Genomic DNA, 15,622 nt, shown 5'->3' on the forward strand with positions numbered 1-15,622 from the left:
AGTGACCCGAGTCCGGGGGTGGCCGGGACAGACCCGACCAGCGAAAGCGAGTCGGGGGGGGGGGGGGGGGGGGGGGGGGGGCGGGGGGGGCCCGCCCCCCCCCCCCCCCACCCGGACGACGCACCCCGGGTCGCCGACTGCCACAACCCTGCACTGCTGCTTCGCCGGCTGACCGCCCTGCGGGACCGGCTGACCGCCGAGCTGGGCCCCCTGGACGCGCCACCGGTCGAGGACTGCCTGCCCGCGTTCACCGGGTTCGCCGGGCGGGTCGCGATCGTCGACGAGACCTGGCTCGCCGGGGCGCTGCGCGCCGGCACCTGCGTCTTCGAGGGCGCACAGGGGGTGCTGCTCGACGAGTGGCACGGCTTCCACCCGTACACGACGTGGAGCACCACCACGTTCGCCAACGTGGACGGCCTGCTCGCCGAGGCGGGCCAGCCCGGCGACGTGACCCGGATCGGGGTGCTCCGCGTGGTCACCACCCGGCACGGGCACGGCCCGTTGGTGACCGAGGACCCCAGCCTGCCGTTCACCGACGCGCACAACGCCACGAACCCGTGGCAGGGCCGGTTCCGGTTCGGCCACTTCGACGCGGTTGCCCACCGGTACGCGCTCGCGGCGGCCGGCGGGGTGGACGGCCTGGCGCTGACCCATCTCGACCTCGCCGGCCCTGAGCTGCGGATCTGCCGGCGCTACGACACCACCGACCGGCTCGTCCCCGGCCCGCCCGGCGACCTGGACCGGCAGGCCGCGCTCACCGCTCGACTGCTGCGCTCCCGCCCGATCTACGACGACCCGCCGCCCAACTGGGCCGAGGCGGTGAGCACGGAACTGGCCACCCCCGTGGTGCTGACCTCACGGGGCCCCACCGCCAACCACAAAACCCCAATCGGCCCGCTACTGGCCCCAAGTGCAAGATCGGCGCGGGGAGGGGTGGAGGTCATACCGCCGCTTCGGCACCGGGACGGGTCGTACCCGGCGAGCATGGGGGCATGGACTCCGCGCTCGACCTGCTCCGGCAGCTCGTCACCTCACCATGGGTGTACCTGCTGATCTTCGGGCTCACGGCGGTCGACGCGTTCTTCCCGGCCGTACCCGGCGAGGCGGCCGTCATCACCGCCGCGGTGCTCTCCACCGGCGGCAATCCCAAACTGGCGGCGGTGATCGCCGCCGCGGCGGTGGGTGCCTGCGCCGGCGACCACATCTCGTACGCCATCGGGCGCGGTGGCGGCGCGAACCGGCTCGCCGGGTTTCCCGACGGCAGCCGCCGACGGGCCAGCTCCGAGTGGGCCCGACGCGCCCTGAACCGGCGCGGCGGGCTGATCCTGACCACATCCCGGTACCTGCCGGGCGGCCGGACCGCGGTCACCCTCACCATGGGCGCGGTGCGCTATCCCCGGCGGTCGTTCCTGCTGTACGACAGCATCGCGACGATCACCTGGGCCCTGTACTGCGGGCTGCTCGGCTACTTCGGTGGGCTGGCCTTCGAGCGCCACCCCATCAAGGGCGTCCTCGCCGGGATCGGCCTCTCGGTGCTCGTCACGCTGGGCATCGAGGGCATCCGCTGGGTACGCCACCGGGCGCACCGCCGCACCTCCTCCCGGCACTGACCGGCCTCGGGCCAGCTCAGAGCAGGTCGGCGTCGTACACCAGGATCGCGAGCCGCACCCGGTTGCCGACGTGGAGTTTCGCCAGCGCCCGGCTGACGTGCGCCTTCACGGTGGCCTCGCTCATCGCCAACCGCCTGGCGATCTCCGCGTTGCCGTGCCCGCGGGCCACCTCCCGGACGATCTCCAACTCCCGCGCGGTGAGCGGGGCCAGCCGCTCGCGGGCCGCCTCCCGCCGGGCCGGACCACGCTCGGCGAACGAGCTGATCAGGCGCCGGGTGACAGTCGGGGCGAGCATCGCGTTACCGGCGGCCACCGTGCGGACGGCGACGGCCAACTCCCGGGGCGGGGTGTCCTTGAGCAGGAAGCCGACCGCCCCGGCCCGCAGCGCCCGGTGCACGTACTCGTCGAGGTCGAAGGTGGTCAGCATGATCACCTTGGGTCCGGCGGCGACCACGTCGGGCGCGACGGTCAGCCCGTCGACGCCCGGCATCCGCACGTCGAGCAGCACCACGTCGGGACGCAACCGCTGGACCTGCTCCAACGCGCCAGCGCCGTCCGCCGCCTCGCCCACCACCGTGATGTCGTCGGCCGCCTCCAGGATCAGCCGCAGCCCGGCGCGGACCAGTTGTTCGTCGTCGACCACCACCACCCGGATCACGCCGCACCCGCCACCGGGATCAGGGCGCGGACCAGGAAGCCGCCGTCCACGGCCGTCGCCTCCAGCCGGCCGCCGAGCAGTTCCACCCGCTCCCGTAGCCCGAGCAGCCCCTGCCCGGCACCGGGCAGGGACTGGCCACCCTCGGACGGGCCGTTACGGACCAGCACCTCCAGCCCGTCGGGCAGGTAGCGCAGGCACACGGTCGTCTCGGCGTCGGCGGCGTGCTTGCGCACGTTCGTCAGCGCCTCCCGGACCACCCGGTACGCCGTACGCCCCACCGTCGCCGGCAGCGCCGACACCACTCCCTCGTCCCGCCGGTGCACCCGCAGCCCGGCGGCACGGGACTCCCCGATCAGCTCGTCCAACGCGTCGAGCCCTCGCTCCGGCACCACGGCCGGACCGGCCTGCCGCAGCACACCCAGCACCTCCCGCAGGTCGGTGAGCGCCTCCCGACCGGTCGTACGGATCAGCGCGGCGGCGTCGACGGTCGCCGGGTCGTTCGCGGTCACCTCCAGCGCCCCGGCATGCACCACCATCAGCGAGACCCGGTGCGCCACCACGTCGTGCATCTCGCGGGCGATCCGGGTCCGCTCCTCGGCGCGGACCCGGTCGGCGCGGGCCTCCTGCTCGCGTTCCAGCCGCTCGGCCCGGTCCCGCAGTGCGACGAGCGTGTCCCGGCGCGCCCGCGTCCAGAGGCCGACCACCAGCGGCAGCCCGACCAGACCGGTGGCGAGGAAGAGGACGTTGCCGCTGGTGGCGGTGGTGATCCGGCGTACGCCACCCACCGCCAGCCCGACGAGCACACCACCGGCCAGCACCACTGCCGCACCGACGAGGTAACCGGCGAGCCGCCGGCCCCGCAGCCGCAGGCCCGCCTGGTACGAGGCGACCACCCCGGCCGCCGCGGCGGCGAGCACCAACCAGCCGACCGCCGCGGCCAGGAACAACGGCCAGCGGCGAGCCCGGGTCATGCTGGCGGCCCAACCCGAGACCACCGCGAGCACCAGCACGACCACGCCCGGCAGCGGAGAGCGGACCCCGAGGTCACCTGTCGCACTGGCACCGACAGCCACAGCGACCAGGACGGCGAGCAGCAGCGGGGCGTACGGCTGGACGACCCGCCGGACGGCGACGGCGCTGGGGGCCACGCGACGAGCGTAGGGCGTCGTCGGCGGCTGGGGTCGCCCCGCGCCGTCGGACCCGGGTGCGGTGGGGGATGACCCCTACCCGTCGTCCGGGCCGGATGCGACCAAAGTAGTGGCGTCCGGCTGACCACTGGCCGATGGCGGGAGCCGCCACCCGTACCAGCATCGGGGCATGGATCTGCTCGACCTGCTGCACGACACGATGTCCTCGCCCTGGGTGTATCTGGCGATCTTCGCGATCGCGGTGCTCGACGGGTTCTTCCCGGTGGTGCCGAGCGAGACGGCGGTGATCACCGCTGGGGTGTTCGCGGCCTCCGGCGCGCCGTACCTCCCCGCGGTGATCCTGGTGGCCGCCTCCGGGGCGCTGGTCGGCGACCACATCTCGTACGCCATCGGGCGGGGTGGTGGCGCGCGACTGCTCGACCGGCTCCCACCCGAGGGTCGGCGCAGGCGCGCCATCGAGTGGGCGCGTCGGGGCATCGCCACGCGGGGAGGTCTCATCCTCACGGTGGCCCGCTACGTGCCGGGCGGCCGGACGGCGGTCACCCTCACCATGGGCGCGGTGCACTACCCCCGGCGGCGGTTCCTGGCCTTCGACGCGCTCGCCGCCGGCTCGTGGGGACTCTACTCCGGGCTGGTGGGCTACCTCGGCGGGCTGGCCTTCGAGCAGGACCCGTTGCGCGGCCTCCTGCTCGGTCTGGGCCTCGCGCTGACGGTGACGACGGTCGTCGAGGTGGTTCGCTGGCTCGGCCGGCGTCGCCGATCCGCGCAGTCGGCGTCGACGACCGAGCCGGTGAGCCGGGTGCCGGTGCGCTGATCTCCAGCGCGCTGGCTTCGCTTCGGGGCGGCCCGGCGGGTGCGCTGGCTTCGGGGCGGCGGTCAGTCGGTGGCCGGGAGCCAGACGACGCCGTGCAGGAGTTGGCCGGCGCCCTGCCAGGCCACGTTCATCATCCGGGTGGCGGTCTTCTCCGGGTCGGCCTCCGGGTGGTCCGCGAGCCAGTCGGCCAACGACTCGGCCGCGCCGACCAGGGCGTACGCGACGACCTCCAGGTCGACGGCGCTGATCTCACGGCCTTCGGCGCGCAGGGCGTGGTCGAGCATCCCGGCGACGACCTCGACCATCCGGGCCCGCATGCTGGCCAACTCGCCGGCGAACGGCTGCTCACCGCGAGCCTGCCGGTAGAGCACCGCCCAGCCGTCGCGGTGCGCGCCCACGAAGCCGAAGAACGCCTTCAGCCCTCGCCAGAGCCGGACGTCCGCCGGCAGGTCAGGGGCAGCGGCACCGGCGATGGCCTGCATCATCCGGGTGCCCTCCCGGTGCAGGCAGGCGACGAAGAGTTCCTCCTTGGTGCCGAGGTACGCGTACACCATGGGCTTGGAAATGCCCGCATCCTCCGCGATCTCGTCCATGCTGGCGGCATGGAAGCCGCGGCGGGAGAAGACCTTGACGGCCGCATCAAGCATCTGCTGCTCACGAACGGCACGTGGCAGGCGCTTGAAGGCAGGCGGGGTGGACACCTTGCGAGCATACCTACTCGTGCGTAGGGTTACGCACGAGTAGACAAATCTTCCGGAAGGCGCACCCGATGACTGACTTCGACCCGGCCACCTTCGCCAACGTGGGTCCCAAGGAGTTCGCCCAGCTGGTCAAGTCCACCCCGGACGACAAGATCGCCCAGGTGATGTCCGGTGACCTGCGCGACAAGATCCTGGGCGAGGTGTTCGGGCGGATGCCGGCTCTGTTCCGGGCGGACCGGGCCGGCTCCACCAACGCGGTCATCCACTGGGTCATCACCGGTCGCCCCGACGGCGGCAGCGACACCTACGAGGTGGTCATCGCCGACGGCACGTGCGTGGTGAACGAGACCCCGCAGCACGACCCGAAGCTGAGCCTGACCATGGGCCCGGTCGAGTTCCTGAAGATCGTCTCCGGTGGCGCCAACCCGGTGATGATGTTCATGACCGGAAAGCTGAAAGCGAAGGGTGACCTCGGCCTCGCCGCCAACATCGCCAACCTGTTCGACATCCCCAAGGCCTGACATGGCCGAGTTCTCGCTCGACCTGAACGAGGAACAGCGGGATCTGCGCGACTGGGTGCACGGCTTCGCCGCCGAGGTCGTGCGCCCGGCCGCCGCCGAGTGGGACGAGCGCGAGGAAACCCCGTGGCCGGTGATCCGGGAGGCCGCCAAGGTCGGCCTCTACGGCTTCGAGTTCCTCGCCACCTGCTGGGCCGACCCCACCGGGCTCTCCCTGCCGATCGCCAGCGAGGAACTCTTCTGGGGCGACGCCGGCATCGGCCTCTCCATCTTCGGCACCTCGCTCGCCGTCGCCGCCATCTACGGTGCCGGCACCCCGGACCAGCTTGCCGAATGGGTGCCGCAGTGCTTCGGCGACGTCGACTCGCCGGCCGTCGCCGCGTTCTGCTCAAGCGAGCCGGAAGCCGGCTCCGACGTCGGCGCGATGCGCACCCGGGCCGTCTACGACGAGGCGACCGACGAGTGGGTGCTCACCGGCCAGAAGGCGTACGCCACGAACGGCGGGATCGCCGGAGTCCACGTGGTCACCGCCTCGGTCGACGCCACGCTCGGCTCCCGAGGCCAGGCGGCGTTCGTCGTACCCCCGGGCACGCCCGGCCTGGCCGCGACCCGCAAGCTGCGCAAACTCGGCCTGCGCGCGTCGCACACCGCCGACGTCTTCCTCGACGGAGTCCGCGTGCCCGGCCGCTGCCTGCTCGGCGGTCGAGACGCCCTGCTGGCACGCCTCGACCGGGCCCGCTCCGGCCAACGGTCCACCGGGCAGGCCGCGATGCGGACCTTCGAGCTGACCCGACCCACCGTCGGCGCGCAGGCGCTCGGCGTGGCACGGGCCGCCTACGAGTACGCCCTGGACTACGCGAAGGACCGGGTCCAGTTCGGACGGCCGATCATCGAGAACCAGGCTGTCGCGTTCGCGCTTGCCGACATGCGGATGGAGATCGACGCTGCACGGCTGCTGGTCTGGCGTGCGTCGTGGATGGGCCGCAACAACCGCCCCTTCACCGCGGGCGAGGGGTCGATGTCCAAGCTCAAGGCCGGCGAGGTGGCGGTGTCGGTCACCGAGAAGGCGGTGCAGCTGCTCGGCGGGGCCGGCTTCCTGCGTGACCACCCGGTCGAGCGCTGGTACCGGGACGCCAAGATCTACACCATCTTCGAGGGCACTTCCGAGATCCAACGACTGGTCATCTCCCGGGCGATCTCCGGGGTGCAGATCCGCTGACCGGCCCGCCCCTGGCCCGACTGTCGGTCGGGCGGCTCGCCGGGAAGCATCGCTCTTCCATGGGGCGACAGAGCGAGGGCCGCATATTCCGGCCCTCGCTCTGCAGTTGGGCCGCCACGATAAGACTTAGGCGTGCCCGGCAGCCAGGCCCGACGCCATGGGCCTGATCAGCACCAATCCGCCCCCGGTACGCACGGCTCATCGACGAACCGGGCGGACGAGGCGGTGTCATTCCTGACCTCACTCCCGAAATTGGCCCACCCGTACGGCTTGACCCGTTGGTACCGCCCACCGTAGATGGTGTGCTCGTAGACCCCCAGGTACTGGTTCGTGTTGTTGAACACGGAGGATGCCTTGTCATTGAGGTTCACACCGTTGTGGAACTTGTGCTCAGAGAAGTAGGCGACGCCGCCGCCGCCCTGGGCCAGACCCGCCAGCGTGGCCGGGCTCCCGTGGCCGTCCTTGTCCTGGAAGAAGCACACCTGCCTCGCCGGGCACGCGTAGTCCGCCGAGGCAGGCGAAGAAATCGCGAAGAGAGAGCCAGTAACGGCTACGACGATTCCTGCCCCTGCGGCAAGAGTACGCTTTTTCGACAGGTTCACCGAACCTCCAAATTTTGGGAAGCGCTACCTGGGCGATGGAAGCGAATACGACTGAGCTCAACGTCGAACATTTCGCCTTTCCATCGCATGTCTTCGTCGATGAACATACGCGGCAGGTCTGTAAGAACAGTTTATTATCACTGGACCGCACCCGACTCGGCGCGACCAAGGCGATGACGAATGCGCCTATTTCCAACAGCTCTTTCATTGTTTGGTGAGACTCGATTCGTGGTTACGCCGTCCACCGGGGCTTCGCAGGGCAGCGGATTCCACCTTCTGTGCCGTCTTCGTCACCCCGTGCGGACGCGACCTGGGGCCTCCGTCGCGCCCAGTGCATGATCAAGGAAAGACGCCCTGCTGGACGGGGGGGCAACCCCGCCCGTCCGCGCACCACCCGAGGAGGTCTGCGGCATGGACCTGCCGTTCATCGTTGCCACGCTGACCCGTCGCGGGCTGCTCACCCCCGGCAGCCCTGTCCGGGTCGCCGCGCAGCTCAACGCGTTGCGCACGTGGGGGTGGAGCCTGGCCGGCGAGCTGCGTCAGGCAGCCGCCCGGGACCCGGGCCGGCCGGCGGTCGTCGACGAGAACGGCGTCGAGCTGACGTACCACGATCTGCTCGACCGGGCCGAACGGATGGCCCGCTCGATGCGGGCGGGCCTCGGCGTCCAGGCCGGTGACCGGATCGGTGTGCTCTGCCGCAACCACCACGGGCTGATCGAGACGATCGTCGCGGCCACCCTGCTCGGCGTCGACGCCGTGCTTGTCAACACCGGGCTCTCCGCCGCCCAACTGGGCACCGTCGCCGAGGAGCAGCGGCTGCGGCTGCTGGTGCACGACGACGAGTTCGCCGAAAGGGTCCTCGGCCTCCCCGCCGAGCTGCCACGTCTCGACGAACGAGCCCGCGAGGAGTTGATCGCCGGGGCGCTGCCGGGTGACCTGCACCCGCCCGAGCGGGACGGCCGGATCATCGTGCTCACCTCCGGCACCACAGGTACGCCCAAGGGTGCCCGCCGACCCACGCCGAGCGGCTTCGGCCCGCTGGTGTCCATCATCGACCGCATCCCGCTGCACGCCCGGGACCGGGTGCTGATCGCGGCACCGATCTTCCACACCTGGGGGCTCGCCGCCCTCCAGGTGTGCCTGGCGTTGCGGGCCACCATCGTGCTGCACCGGCGCTTCGACCCGGTCGCCACGCTCACCGCCCTGACCGCGCACCGGTGTGACGCGCTGTTCGCCGTACCGGTGATGGTGCAGCGGCTCCTGGAGGTGCCCGCGCCGGACCCGCGCCCCCCGCTCAAGGTCGTCGCGGTCAGCGGTTCCGCCCTGCCCGGCGGGCTCGCTCCGAGGTTCATGGACGTCTACGGCGACGTCCTGTTCAACCTGTACGGCTCCACCGAGGTCTCCTGGGCCTCCCTCGCGGCCCCCCAGGATCTGCGCCAGGCACCCACCACGGCCGGCCGGCCACCCCACGGAACCTGGCTGGAGTTGCTCGACGACAACGGGCAGCCGGTGCCGCCCGGCCAGGTCGGGCGGATCTTCGTCGGCAACGAGATGCTCTTCGAGGGGTACACCTCCGGTGCGAGCCGAGAGACCCACGACGGCCTGCTCGACACCGGTGACCTCGGCCGGCTCAACCCCGACGGCCTGCTCTTCGTCGACGGACGGGCCGACGACATGATCGTCTCCGGTGGCGAGAACGTCTTCCCATCCGAGGTGGAGGACCTGCTCGCCCAACTGCCCCAGGTCCGCGAGGCGGCCGTGATCGGCGTGCCGGACGCGGAGTACGGCCAGCGGCTGTCCGCGTTCCTCGCACTACACCCGGACGAAACGCTCGACCCCGAGGCGGTACGCGAGTACGTCCGGCACTACCTGGCCCGATTCTCCGTACCCCGGGACGTGATCTTCGTGAAATACCTGCCCCGCAACGCCACCGGCAAGGTGCTCAGCCGAGAGCTACGTCGCTACTACGGCTGACCGCCCCGGAACCGTCGGCGGAAGACCGGCGAGTTCCGGGGCGGTGACGACGCCCGTCAGTCGACGATCAGCGAGGGCCGCCAGTCCTGCTTGGCCCCGGCGAGGTCGAGGCGCTGGAACAGGCCCTTGGTGCCCTGCTCGTCGAGCGTGCCGCGGTGCGCGTCGATGCGGACCGTCATCCCCCGCACGTCGTACACGGTCAGCGACTCAAGCGAGCCCGGATCACCGCCAGCGGTGAAGTACGCCGCCTGATGACCGTCGAAGGTGGTGTTCGGCTCCAAAGGCTCCTTACCGTTCAGCTCGGCCCGGATCTCGTCGGTCATCACGAAGTACGGGGAGAAGCCGACGTCCAGCGTCTTCGACCACTGCGTACCGGGGCTAGCGGTGGCGGGTTCGGCGCTGTACATGACGTTGGCGTACCACCGCCAGCCGTCCGGGGTCAGTGGCCCCTGGACGGTGGCATTGATCAGCCGCAGGTTCTGCGGCACCCCCATGACCTGGGCTGGCATCTTCACCCGCTCGGTCGTACTGAATCTGAGCTTCTGGGCCACGTGCAGGGCGATCTCGCGGGCGTCCTGCCCCTGCGCCCAGGTTGCGACATCGACCTCGGCCCAGCCGTCTGGGGCGTACTGCCAGCGGAGGGAGAGCCGGTCGGTGCCGTCGACGTCGTACTGGGTGAATGTCGCCGCCGCGCCCCGCACATCGGGCGCGGGCACCGTACTCACGACTGGTGCCCGTTGGTCAATGCCCATGACCTGCGGCGCCTGTGGCGTCACCCCCTTCGGGTAGAGATCGACCGAGACTCCCGCCCAGTTCTGCGGATCGCCGGCATCCCCGCTCAGAGAGACACCCAGGCCAAGGGGCGACACACCCGCGTCGTAACTCAGCCTGGCCAGGCCCGACGGCAACCAACCGAACCGCATGTACTGAACGGTCGGGTCGATCGTCTCCAAGGCGGCCGGGATCCGGGACGTGTCGGGCGACGGCACCTTCCCGGTGTACGGCTCCAGCGGAGCCAGGGCGCCGAACAGGTTCAGTGACGACGGCGGCGCCGACGGCGACGACCCGTCCGTCGGCGCGACCAGGCCCGGCATCGTGACGGCGCCGACAACCACCGCGACCACCGCCAGTGCGGCGCCCGCACTGCGCGCGTACCACCGCTGCCGCCGCCCGGCGGTCATCGCCCGTTCGACGTTCACCACGGCGGACGGCGGCTCGGCCGCCTCGAACTCGGCGCGCATCAACCGCGCCAGATCCATCTCATCGATCATGATGAACTCCCGTGGGCTAACACGTTGGTCGGCACGCCACTCGCCGTGCCGGTCTGCGTGGTCGGCACGCCGTTTCGGGCGGGGGCGAGCAGTCCTCGCAGCGTCGCCAACCCCTTGGCGGTCTGGCTCTTGACGGTGCCCGGCGCGCAACCCAGCGCCTGTGCCGTCTCCTCCACACTCAGGTCCTGGAAGAACCGGAGCACCAGGACGGCCCGCTGCCGCGGCGCGACCTGGCGCAGCGCCGTCACCAGATCGAGCCGCACCGTGGCATCCGGGGCGGTCGGTGCGGGCCGCTCCGGAAGCAGGTCGGTGATCAGCACCCGAGCCCAGCCGCGTCGCCGCTCGTCGATCAACCGCCGCATCAACATCGTCCGGACCAGCGCATTCAGGCTGTCGGCCCGCCGTGCCCGAGGCCAGTTGCGGTACAACTCGGTGAGCACCCGCTGCACGATGTCGTCGCCCTGGTGCCAGTCACCGCACATCAGGTACGCCGTCCGGCGCCACTGCGCCAGACCAACGCGAACGCATTCGGTGTACTCGGCGTCGGCCGCGGACCGCTCGACCGACCTCGGGCTCAACGGCATCGTCGGACCTGTCCTCCCACCGGCCACCAACAGCACGGTGATCGTCCGCAAACCCGCATCTCCCACTCCTCCCGTCGCTGTGCCTCCGACACCGCTAAGTCGTGGCGGGAGTAACGCCGGGTTGCCCATCGAGGGTGACAAACGCTCAGGGATAGAGGGTCAGGCTTGCTGGCGCTGAACATCGCCACCCCGTCGTCGGCCGTGTGCCAGTCGCCACACAACAGGTACGCCGTGCGTCGAAATGGCTCCAGCCGCGTACCGACGGAGTCGCGGTAGCCCTCGACATCGACCGGCATCTCCCACCACCCCTCACCTCACCGCTCAAACGGCGGCGGGGAGGGCCGGGGTTGCCCGGGTTCAGCCGGGAATCGTGATCCGGCCGTCGATCGCGGCGGCGGCGATGTCGGTGCGGTGCTGCGAGCCAGCCAGCTTCACCCCGTCCACCAGCGCGTATGCGGCGTCCCGCGCGGCAGCCAGGTCGGGACCGGTGGCCGTACCGCAGAGAACCCGGCCGCCGGCGGAGAGCAACGCGCCGTCGCTGGCCCGGCGGGCGGTGCCCGCGTGGATGATGCCCGGCCGGTCCGCGCCGGTGATCACGTCGCCGGTGCTGGGCGCGACCGGGTAGCCCGGCGAGGCCAGCACCACTGTCACCGCGCTGCCGTCCCGCCAGCGCAGCGGCGGATGCTCGGCAAGCGTGCCGGTGGCCGCCGCGTGCAGCAGCCCGCCCAGCGGGGTCTCCAGCAGCGCGAGCACCACCTGCGTCTCTGGGTCACCGAAGCGCGCGTTGAACTCGATCACCCGAGGACCGGTGGCGGTGATCGCGAGCCCGACGTAGAGCAGGCCGGCGAACGGGGTGCCCCGGCGGCGCATCTCCGCCAGCGTCGGGTGGACCACGTCACGCAGGACGTCGTCGACCAGGCCGGACGGGGTCCAGGCCAGTGGCGCGTACGCCCCCATGCCGCCGGTGTTCGGCCCGGTGTCGCCGTCGCCGAGCCGCTTGAAGTCCTGTGCCGGCAGGAGCGGCAGCGCCGCCTCCCCGTCGGTGACCACGAAGAGGCTGACCTCCGGACCGTCGAGGAACTCCTCGACCACGACCCGTCCACACTCGGCGGCGTGCGCCAGAGCCGCGGACCGGTCGTCGGTCACCACCACACCCTTGCCGGCGGCGAGACCGTCGTCCTTCACCACGTACGGGGCACCGAACTCGTCGAGCGCGCGGGCGGTGCTCTCCTGGTCCGTGCAGACGTACGCCCGGGCGGTCGGCACGCCGGCGGCGGTCATCACGTCCTTGGCGAACGCCTTGGAACCCTCCAGCTGAGCGGCCGCACCGGAGGGGCCGAACACGGCGATCCCCTTGGCGCGTACGGCGTCGGCGACCCCGGCGACCAGCGGCGCCTCCGGCCCGATCACCACCAGGTCGGCGGATGTCTCCACGGCCAGCGCCGCCACCGCTGTCGGATCAGTCGGAGTCACGGCCCGCAGCTCAGCCACGCTCGCGATCCCCGGATTACCCGGCGCGGCAATCAGCGCCGACACAGCCGAATCGCGCACCAGCCCGAGCGCAAGCGCATGCTCCCGCCCGCCCCCACCCACCAAAAGAACCCGCACGACACCGCATCCTACTGCCCACCACTCAAGCCCAGTTGATCATGAGGTTATTGCTCCACGCCGCCGCGAGTGGCTATAACCTCATGATCAACACCGGGGCACTGTTAGGGGAGGAGGGGGTGGAGGACTACGTTTTCTTCTCGCCCTGGGCCTACTCCTACGACGCTCACCTTGGTGTTGCAGAGTTCTTCCACCCGGGCGATGTAGCGGCGGGCGTTCTCCGGCAGGTCCTCGACGGTTCTCGCCTTGGTGATGTCCTCCCACCAGCCGTCGAGTTCCTCGTAGACGGGCTTGGCGTGGTGGAAGTCCGTCTGGCTCATCGGCATGTCGTCGACCCGGACGCCGTTGATCTCGTAGCCGACGCAGAGCGGCACCTTGGGCAGGCCGGTGAGCACGTCCAGCTTGGTGATGACCAGGTCGGTGACACCGTTGAGGCGGCAGGCGTACCGGGCGACGACCGCGTCGAACCACCCGCAACGCCGCTCCCGGCCCGTGGTGGTGCCGTACTCCGCGCCGATCTTGCGCAGGTGCTCGCCGCTGGCGTCGAACAGCTCGGTCGGGAACGGTCCCGCGCCGACCCGGGTGGTGTACGCCTTGCTCACCGCGATGACCTTGTTGATCGCGGTCGGCGGGATGCCGGCACCCACGCAGGCACCACCGGCGGTCGGGTTGGACGAGGTCACGAAGGGGTACGTGCCGTGGTCCATGTCGAGCATGGTGGCCTGCGCGCCCTCCAGCAGCACCGTGTCGCCCCGGTCCAGGGCGTCCCAGAGCATGGCCCGGGTCTCCGCGATGTACGGCTTGAGCCGCTCGGCGTACTCCAGGTACTCGTCGACGGTCGCCTCAAGGTCGATCGCCTTGCGGTTGTACACCTTGAACAGGATCTGGTTCTTCTCGCGCAGGGCGAGTTCCAGCTTCTTACGCAGGATGCCCGGGTCGAGCAGGTCCTGGAGCCGGATGCCGATCCGGGCGACCTTGTCGCCGTACGCCGGGCCGATGCCCCGGCCGGTCGTGCCAATCCGCGACGAGCCGAGGTAACGCTCGATCACCCGGTCCAGTGCCCGGTGGTGCGGCATGATCAGGTGCGCGTCACCGGAGATCCGCAGCCGGGACACGTCGACGCCGCGCTCGGCCAGACCGTCGATCTCGGCGAGCAGCACCTTCGGGTCGACCACCACACCGTTGCCGATGACGATCATCGCGTTCGGCGAGAGTGCGCCGGACGGCATCAGGTGCAGCGCGTACTTCTGGCCGTCCGGGGTGATCACCGTGTGGCCGGCGTTGTTGCCACCGGAGTAGCGCACGACGTAGTCGACCCGCTCACCCAGCAGGTCGGTAACCTTGCCCTTGCCCTCGTCGCCCCACTGAGCGCCGATGAGCACGATCGCTGGCATCTTTTCCGCCTCCAGAAGGCTCGGGTGCCAGGTGGCGACCGGTTGGCGAGCCCGGGGTGTCAGGTTAACAAGTAGTGACGGCGCGGCCGGCAGGGGTCGCGTCGAGAGGCAGGAGGCTCCTTCCGTGTACGACGTGGTGCTGCTCACCCTCGGTTCGGAGCGGGACGCTCCCGGGGGCTGTGGCAGCGGAGGGGCCTGCTGCGGCGGTGCCACCGAGGCCGCCACCGACCCGAAAAGCCAGCCCGACACCGGCCAGCCCGACACCGGCCAGGGGGCCCAGACCGGCGGGGACACCGAGCGGTGCGCCACCGAGCGGCCACGGGTGCCGGTGCTGGCCTGCTCCGATGCGCTGATCGCCCGGGGCGCGCGGGTGGAGATGGTCACCGCCCGCTCCGACGCGGAGATCGACGCGGTGTTGGCGCGGCTCGACGGTCCGGCCCGCCCGGATGGCCTCACCTGGCCCGACCTGGACGGCAAGACCCGGCTGGTCGTCGCCACGGCCAGCGACGGGCAGTTGCGCGCCGTGCTGCGCCGACTGGTCCGGCGGTACGCGCCAGCGCCGAGCAGGCGTCCGGCGGATCTGCCCGGCAACCGGACCCTGCCCGACCTGCCGCCGGTGGCCGTACTCCCGCTCGATCCGGCCCGTGGCGGCACGCACCGCGACCTGGCCGCGCAGCTCGGGCTGCCGCGTGACCCGGCGGCGGTGGCCGCCGCGGTGGTGGACGGCACGGTGCGCCGACTCGACCTGCTGCGCAACGACGGTGGATCGGTGACCCTGGACGGCGCGCTCCTCGGCGCCGCCGACGACGCCGGCCGGCCGCTGCACTGGCGGGCCCGGGTGGAGGTGGACGACACCGTCCTCACCAACGGAGACGAACCGCTGCTGGCGTGCGTGGTCGGCAACGCCGGCGGGTACGCGACGCTCGACGACGTGACGCTGCTGACCGCACCGGACCCGACCGACGGCCAGATCGAGGTCGCGGTTGCCGTGCCGGTGGTCGTCCGCTCGGCGCTGGGCCGCAAGCGGGTACGCCTCGAGGTGCGGCGGGCCCGTGGACGGGCCGTTTCGGTGCTGCCCCGGGAGGGGAAGGTCCCCTACCTCGACGATGGTGTCGAGGGTGAGCTGACCCGGAAGCGTTCCTGGTGGATCGAGCCCGGCGCCTGGGCGGTCTGGTCGAGCTGACCCTGCCCGCACCGAAGGGCCGGCCCGGCTGCGCCGACGGCCCCTTCTCGGCGGATGGGCCTATCCTCGCAGGAGGACTGGGAGGGGCCGTAATGGACGAGAACGCCGACCGCGCGCAGGTGCACGGCCAGCAGCCGGTGCCAGAGCGGGACATCGAACCACTCTGGCCACCGGATCCCGCCGACCGCGACGCGGGTAGCGCGGTGCCGCCGTGGGCGGCGGTCGCCCAACAGCGGGGTGCGCCGTCGTCTGTCGCACCCGGGCCGGTGACTCCGCCGGTGGCCGCACCGCCGACCGGACGGCCGCCGGTTCCCGGGCAACCCGGGGCCCCGGCCCAG

Annotated in this window: 14 protein-coding genes and 1 pseudogene; 7 read left to right on the forward strand and 8 right to left on the reverse strand. The window is 71.5% G+C overall.

Annotated elements, in window-relative coordinates; all coding sequences use genetic code 11:
- Together ACGFIQ_RS14815 and ACGFIQ_RS14820 are read left to right on the forward strand one after the other, a co-directional pair.
- Positions 1-1,053: pseudogene (locus tag ACGFIQ_RS14815) on the forward strand (adenylosuccinate synthetase); the annotation flags it as partial.
- Positions 993-1,610, forward strand: coding sequence for a DedA family protein (locus tag ACGFIQ_RS14820; RefSeq protein ID WP_393243744.1), 618 nt, complete (start codon positions 993-995; stop codon positions 1,608-1,610). The pseudogene ACGFIQ_RS14815 and the gene ACGFIQ_RS14820, both read left to right, overlap by 61 nt.
- Before the next feature lie 16 nt (positions 1,611-1,626).
- On the opposite strand, the gene ACGFIQ_RS14825 is transcribed toward ACGFIQ_RS14820, so the two are convergent.
- Entirely contained in the window at positions 1,627-2,268 is a 642-nt protein-coding gene (locus ACGFIQ_RS14825) for a response regulator (RefSeq protein ID WP_393243746.1), read from the reverse strand.
- Entirely contained in the window at positions 2,265-3,416 is a 1,152-nt protein-coding gene (locus tag ACGFIQ_RS14830; protein WP_393243748.1) for a sensor histidine kinase, read from the reverse strand. Before ACGFIQ_RS14830 ends, ACGFIQ_RS14825 begins: the two co-directional genes overlap by 4 nt.
- Before the next feature lie 169 nt (positions 3,417-3,585).
- On the opposite strand from ACGFIQ_RS14830, the gene ACGFIQ_RS14835 reads away from it, so the two are divergent.
- On the forward strand, positions 3,586-4,230 hold the full coding sequence (locus ACGFIQ_RS14835) for a DedA family protein (RefSeq protein ID WP_393243750.1): 645 nt from the start codon (positions 3,586-3,588) through the stop codon (positions 4,228-4,230).
- A 62-nt stretch (positions 4,231-4,292) separates the two neighbouring features.
- Here the strand turns inward: ACGFIQ_RS14835 and ACGFIQ_RS14840 are convergent, their stop codons facing one another.
- Positions 4,293-4,931 carry a TetR/AcrR family transcriptional regulator gene (locus tag ACGFIQ_RS14840; RefSeq protein ID WP_393243752.1) on the reverse strand — a complete coding sequence of 213 codons (639 nt, stop codon included), beginning with the start codon at positions 4,929-4,931 and terminating at the stop codon, positions 4,293-4,295.
- 68 nt (positions 4,932-4,999) lie between these two features.
- Here ACGFIQ_RS14840 and ACGFIQ_RS14845 point away from each other — a divergent pair, with 68 nt between their 5' ends.
- Together ACGFIQ_RS14845 and ACGFIQ_RS14850 are read left to right on the forward strand one after the other, a co-directional pair.
- Positions 5,000-5,452, forward strand: a complete 453-nt coding sequence (locus tag ACGFIQ_RS14845) for an SCP2 sterol-binding domain-containing protein (RefSeq protein WP_393243754.1) — start codon at positions 5,000-5,002, stop codon at positions 5,450-5,452.
- Position 5,453: 1 nt separating this feature from the next.
- Positions 5,454-6,668 (forward strand): acyl-CoA dehydrogenase family protein, encoded by a 1,215-nt coding sequence (locus ACGFIQ_RS14850; RefSeq protein ID WP_393243755.1) that lies wholly within the window; start codon positions 5,454-5,456, stop codon positions 6,666-6,668.
- Positions 6,669-6,835: 167 nt separating this feature from the next.
- Here ACGFIQ_RS14850 and ACGFIQ_RS14855 read toward each other — a convergent pair whose 3' ends face one another.
- On the reverse strand, positions 6,836-7,270 hold the full coding sequence (locus tag ACGFIQ_RS14855) for a peptidase inhibitor family I36 protein (RefSeq protein ID WP_393243757.1): 435 nt from the start codon (positions 7,268-7,270) through the stop codon (positions 6,836-6,838).
- A gap of 411 nt (positions 7,271-7,681) precedes the next feature.
- Between ACGFIQ_RS14855 and ACGFIQ_RS14860 the strand changes: the two genes are divergently transcribed.
- Entirely contained in the window at positions 7,682-9,244 is a 1,563-nt protein-coding gene (locus ACGFIQ_RS14860) for an AMP-binding protein (protein WP_393243758.1), read from the forward strand.
- 56 nt (positions 9,245-9,300) lie between these two features.
- Here the strand turns inward: ACGFIQ_RS14860 and ACGFIQ_RS14865 are convergent, their stop codons facing one another.
- The 4 genes from ACGFIQ_RS14865 to ACGFIQ_RS14880 all read right to left on the reverse strand — a co-directional run bounded on the left by ACGFIQ_RS14865 (position 9,301) and on the right by ACGFIQ_RS14880 (position 14,101).
- Positions 9,301-10,515 carry a hypothetical protein gene (locus tag ACGFIQ_RS14865; protein ID WP_393243760.1) on the reverse strand — a complete coding sequence of 405 codons (1,215 nt, stop codon included), beginning with the start codon at positions 10,513-10,515 and terminating at the stop codon, positions 9,301-9,303.
- Complete coding sequence (locus ACGFIQ_RS14870; RefSeq protein WP_393243762.1) at positions 10,512-11,150, reverse strand: SigE family RNA polymerase sigma factor; 639 nt, start codon at positions 11,148-11,150, stop codon at positions 10,512-10,514. Before ACGFIQ_RS14870 ends, ACGFIQ_RS14865 begins: the two co-directional genes overlap by 4 nt.
- A gap of 306 nt (positions 11,151-11,456) precedes the next feature.
- Positions 11,457-12,707 (reverse strand): phosphoribosylamine--glycine ligase, encoded by a 1,251-nt coding sequence (gene purD, locus ACGFIQ_RS14875; protein WP_393243764.1) that lies wholly within the window; start codon positions 12,705-12,707, stop codon positions 11,457-11,459.
- Between the two features lie 104 nt (positions 12,708-12,811).
- Positions 12,812-14,101, reverse strand: a complete 1,290-nt coding sequence (locus ACGFIQ_RS14880; protein ID WP_393243766.1) for an adenylosuccinate synthase — start codon at positions 14,099-14,101, stop codon at positions 12,812-12,814.
- Between the two features lie 124 nt (positions 14,102-14,225).
- Here ACGFIQ_RS14880 and ACGFIQ_RS14885 point away from each other — a divergent pair, with 124 nt between their 5' ends.
- On the forward strand, positions 14,226-15,284 hold the full coding sequence (locus ACGFIQ_RS14885) for a diacylglycerol kinase family protein (RefSeq protein WP_393243768.1): 1,059 nt from the start codon (positions 14,226-14,228) through the stop codon (positions 15,282-15,284).
- The last annotated feature ends 338 nt before the right edge of the window (positions 15,285-15,622 follow it).

The sequence above is a fragment of the Micromonospora sp. NPDC048898 genome (genome assembly GCF_043198035.1).
Lineage (GTDB): Bacteria > Actinomycetota > Actinomycetes > Mycobacteriales > Micromonosporaceae > Micromonospora.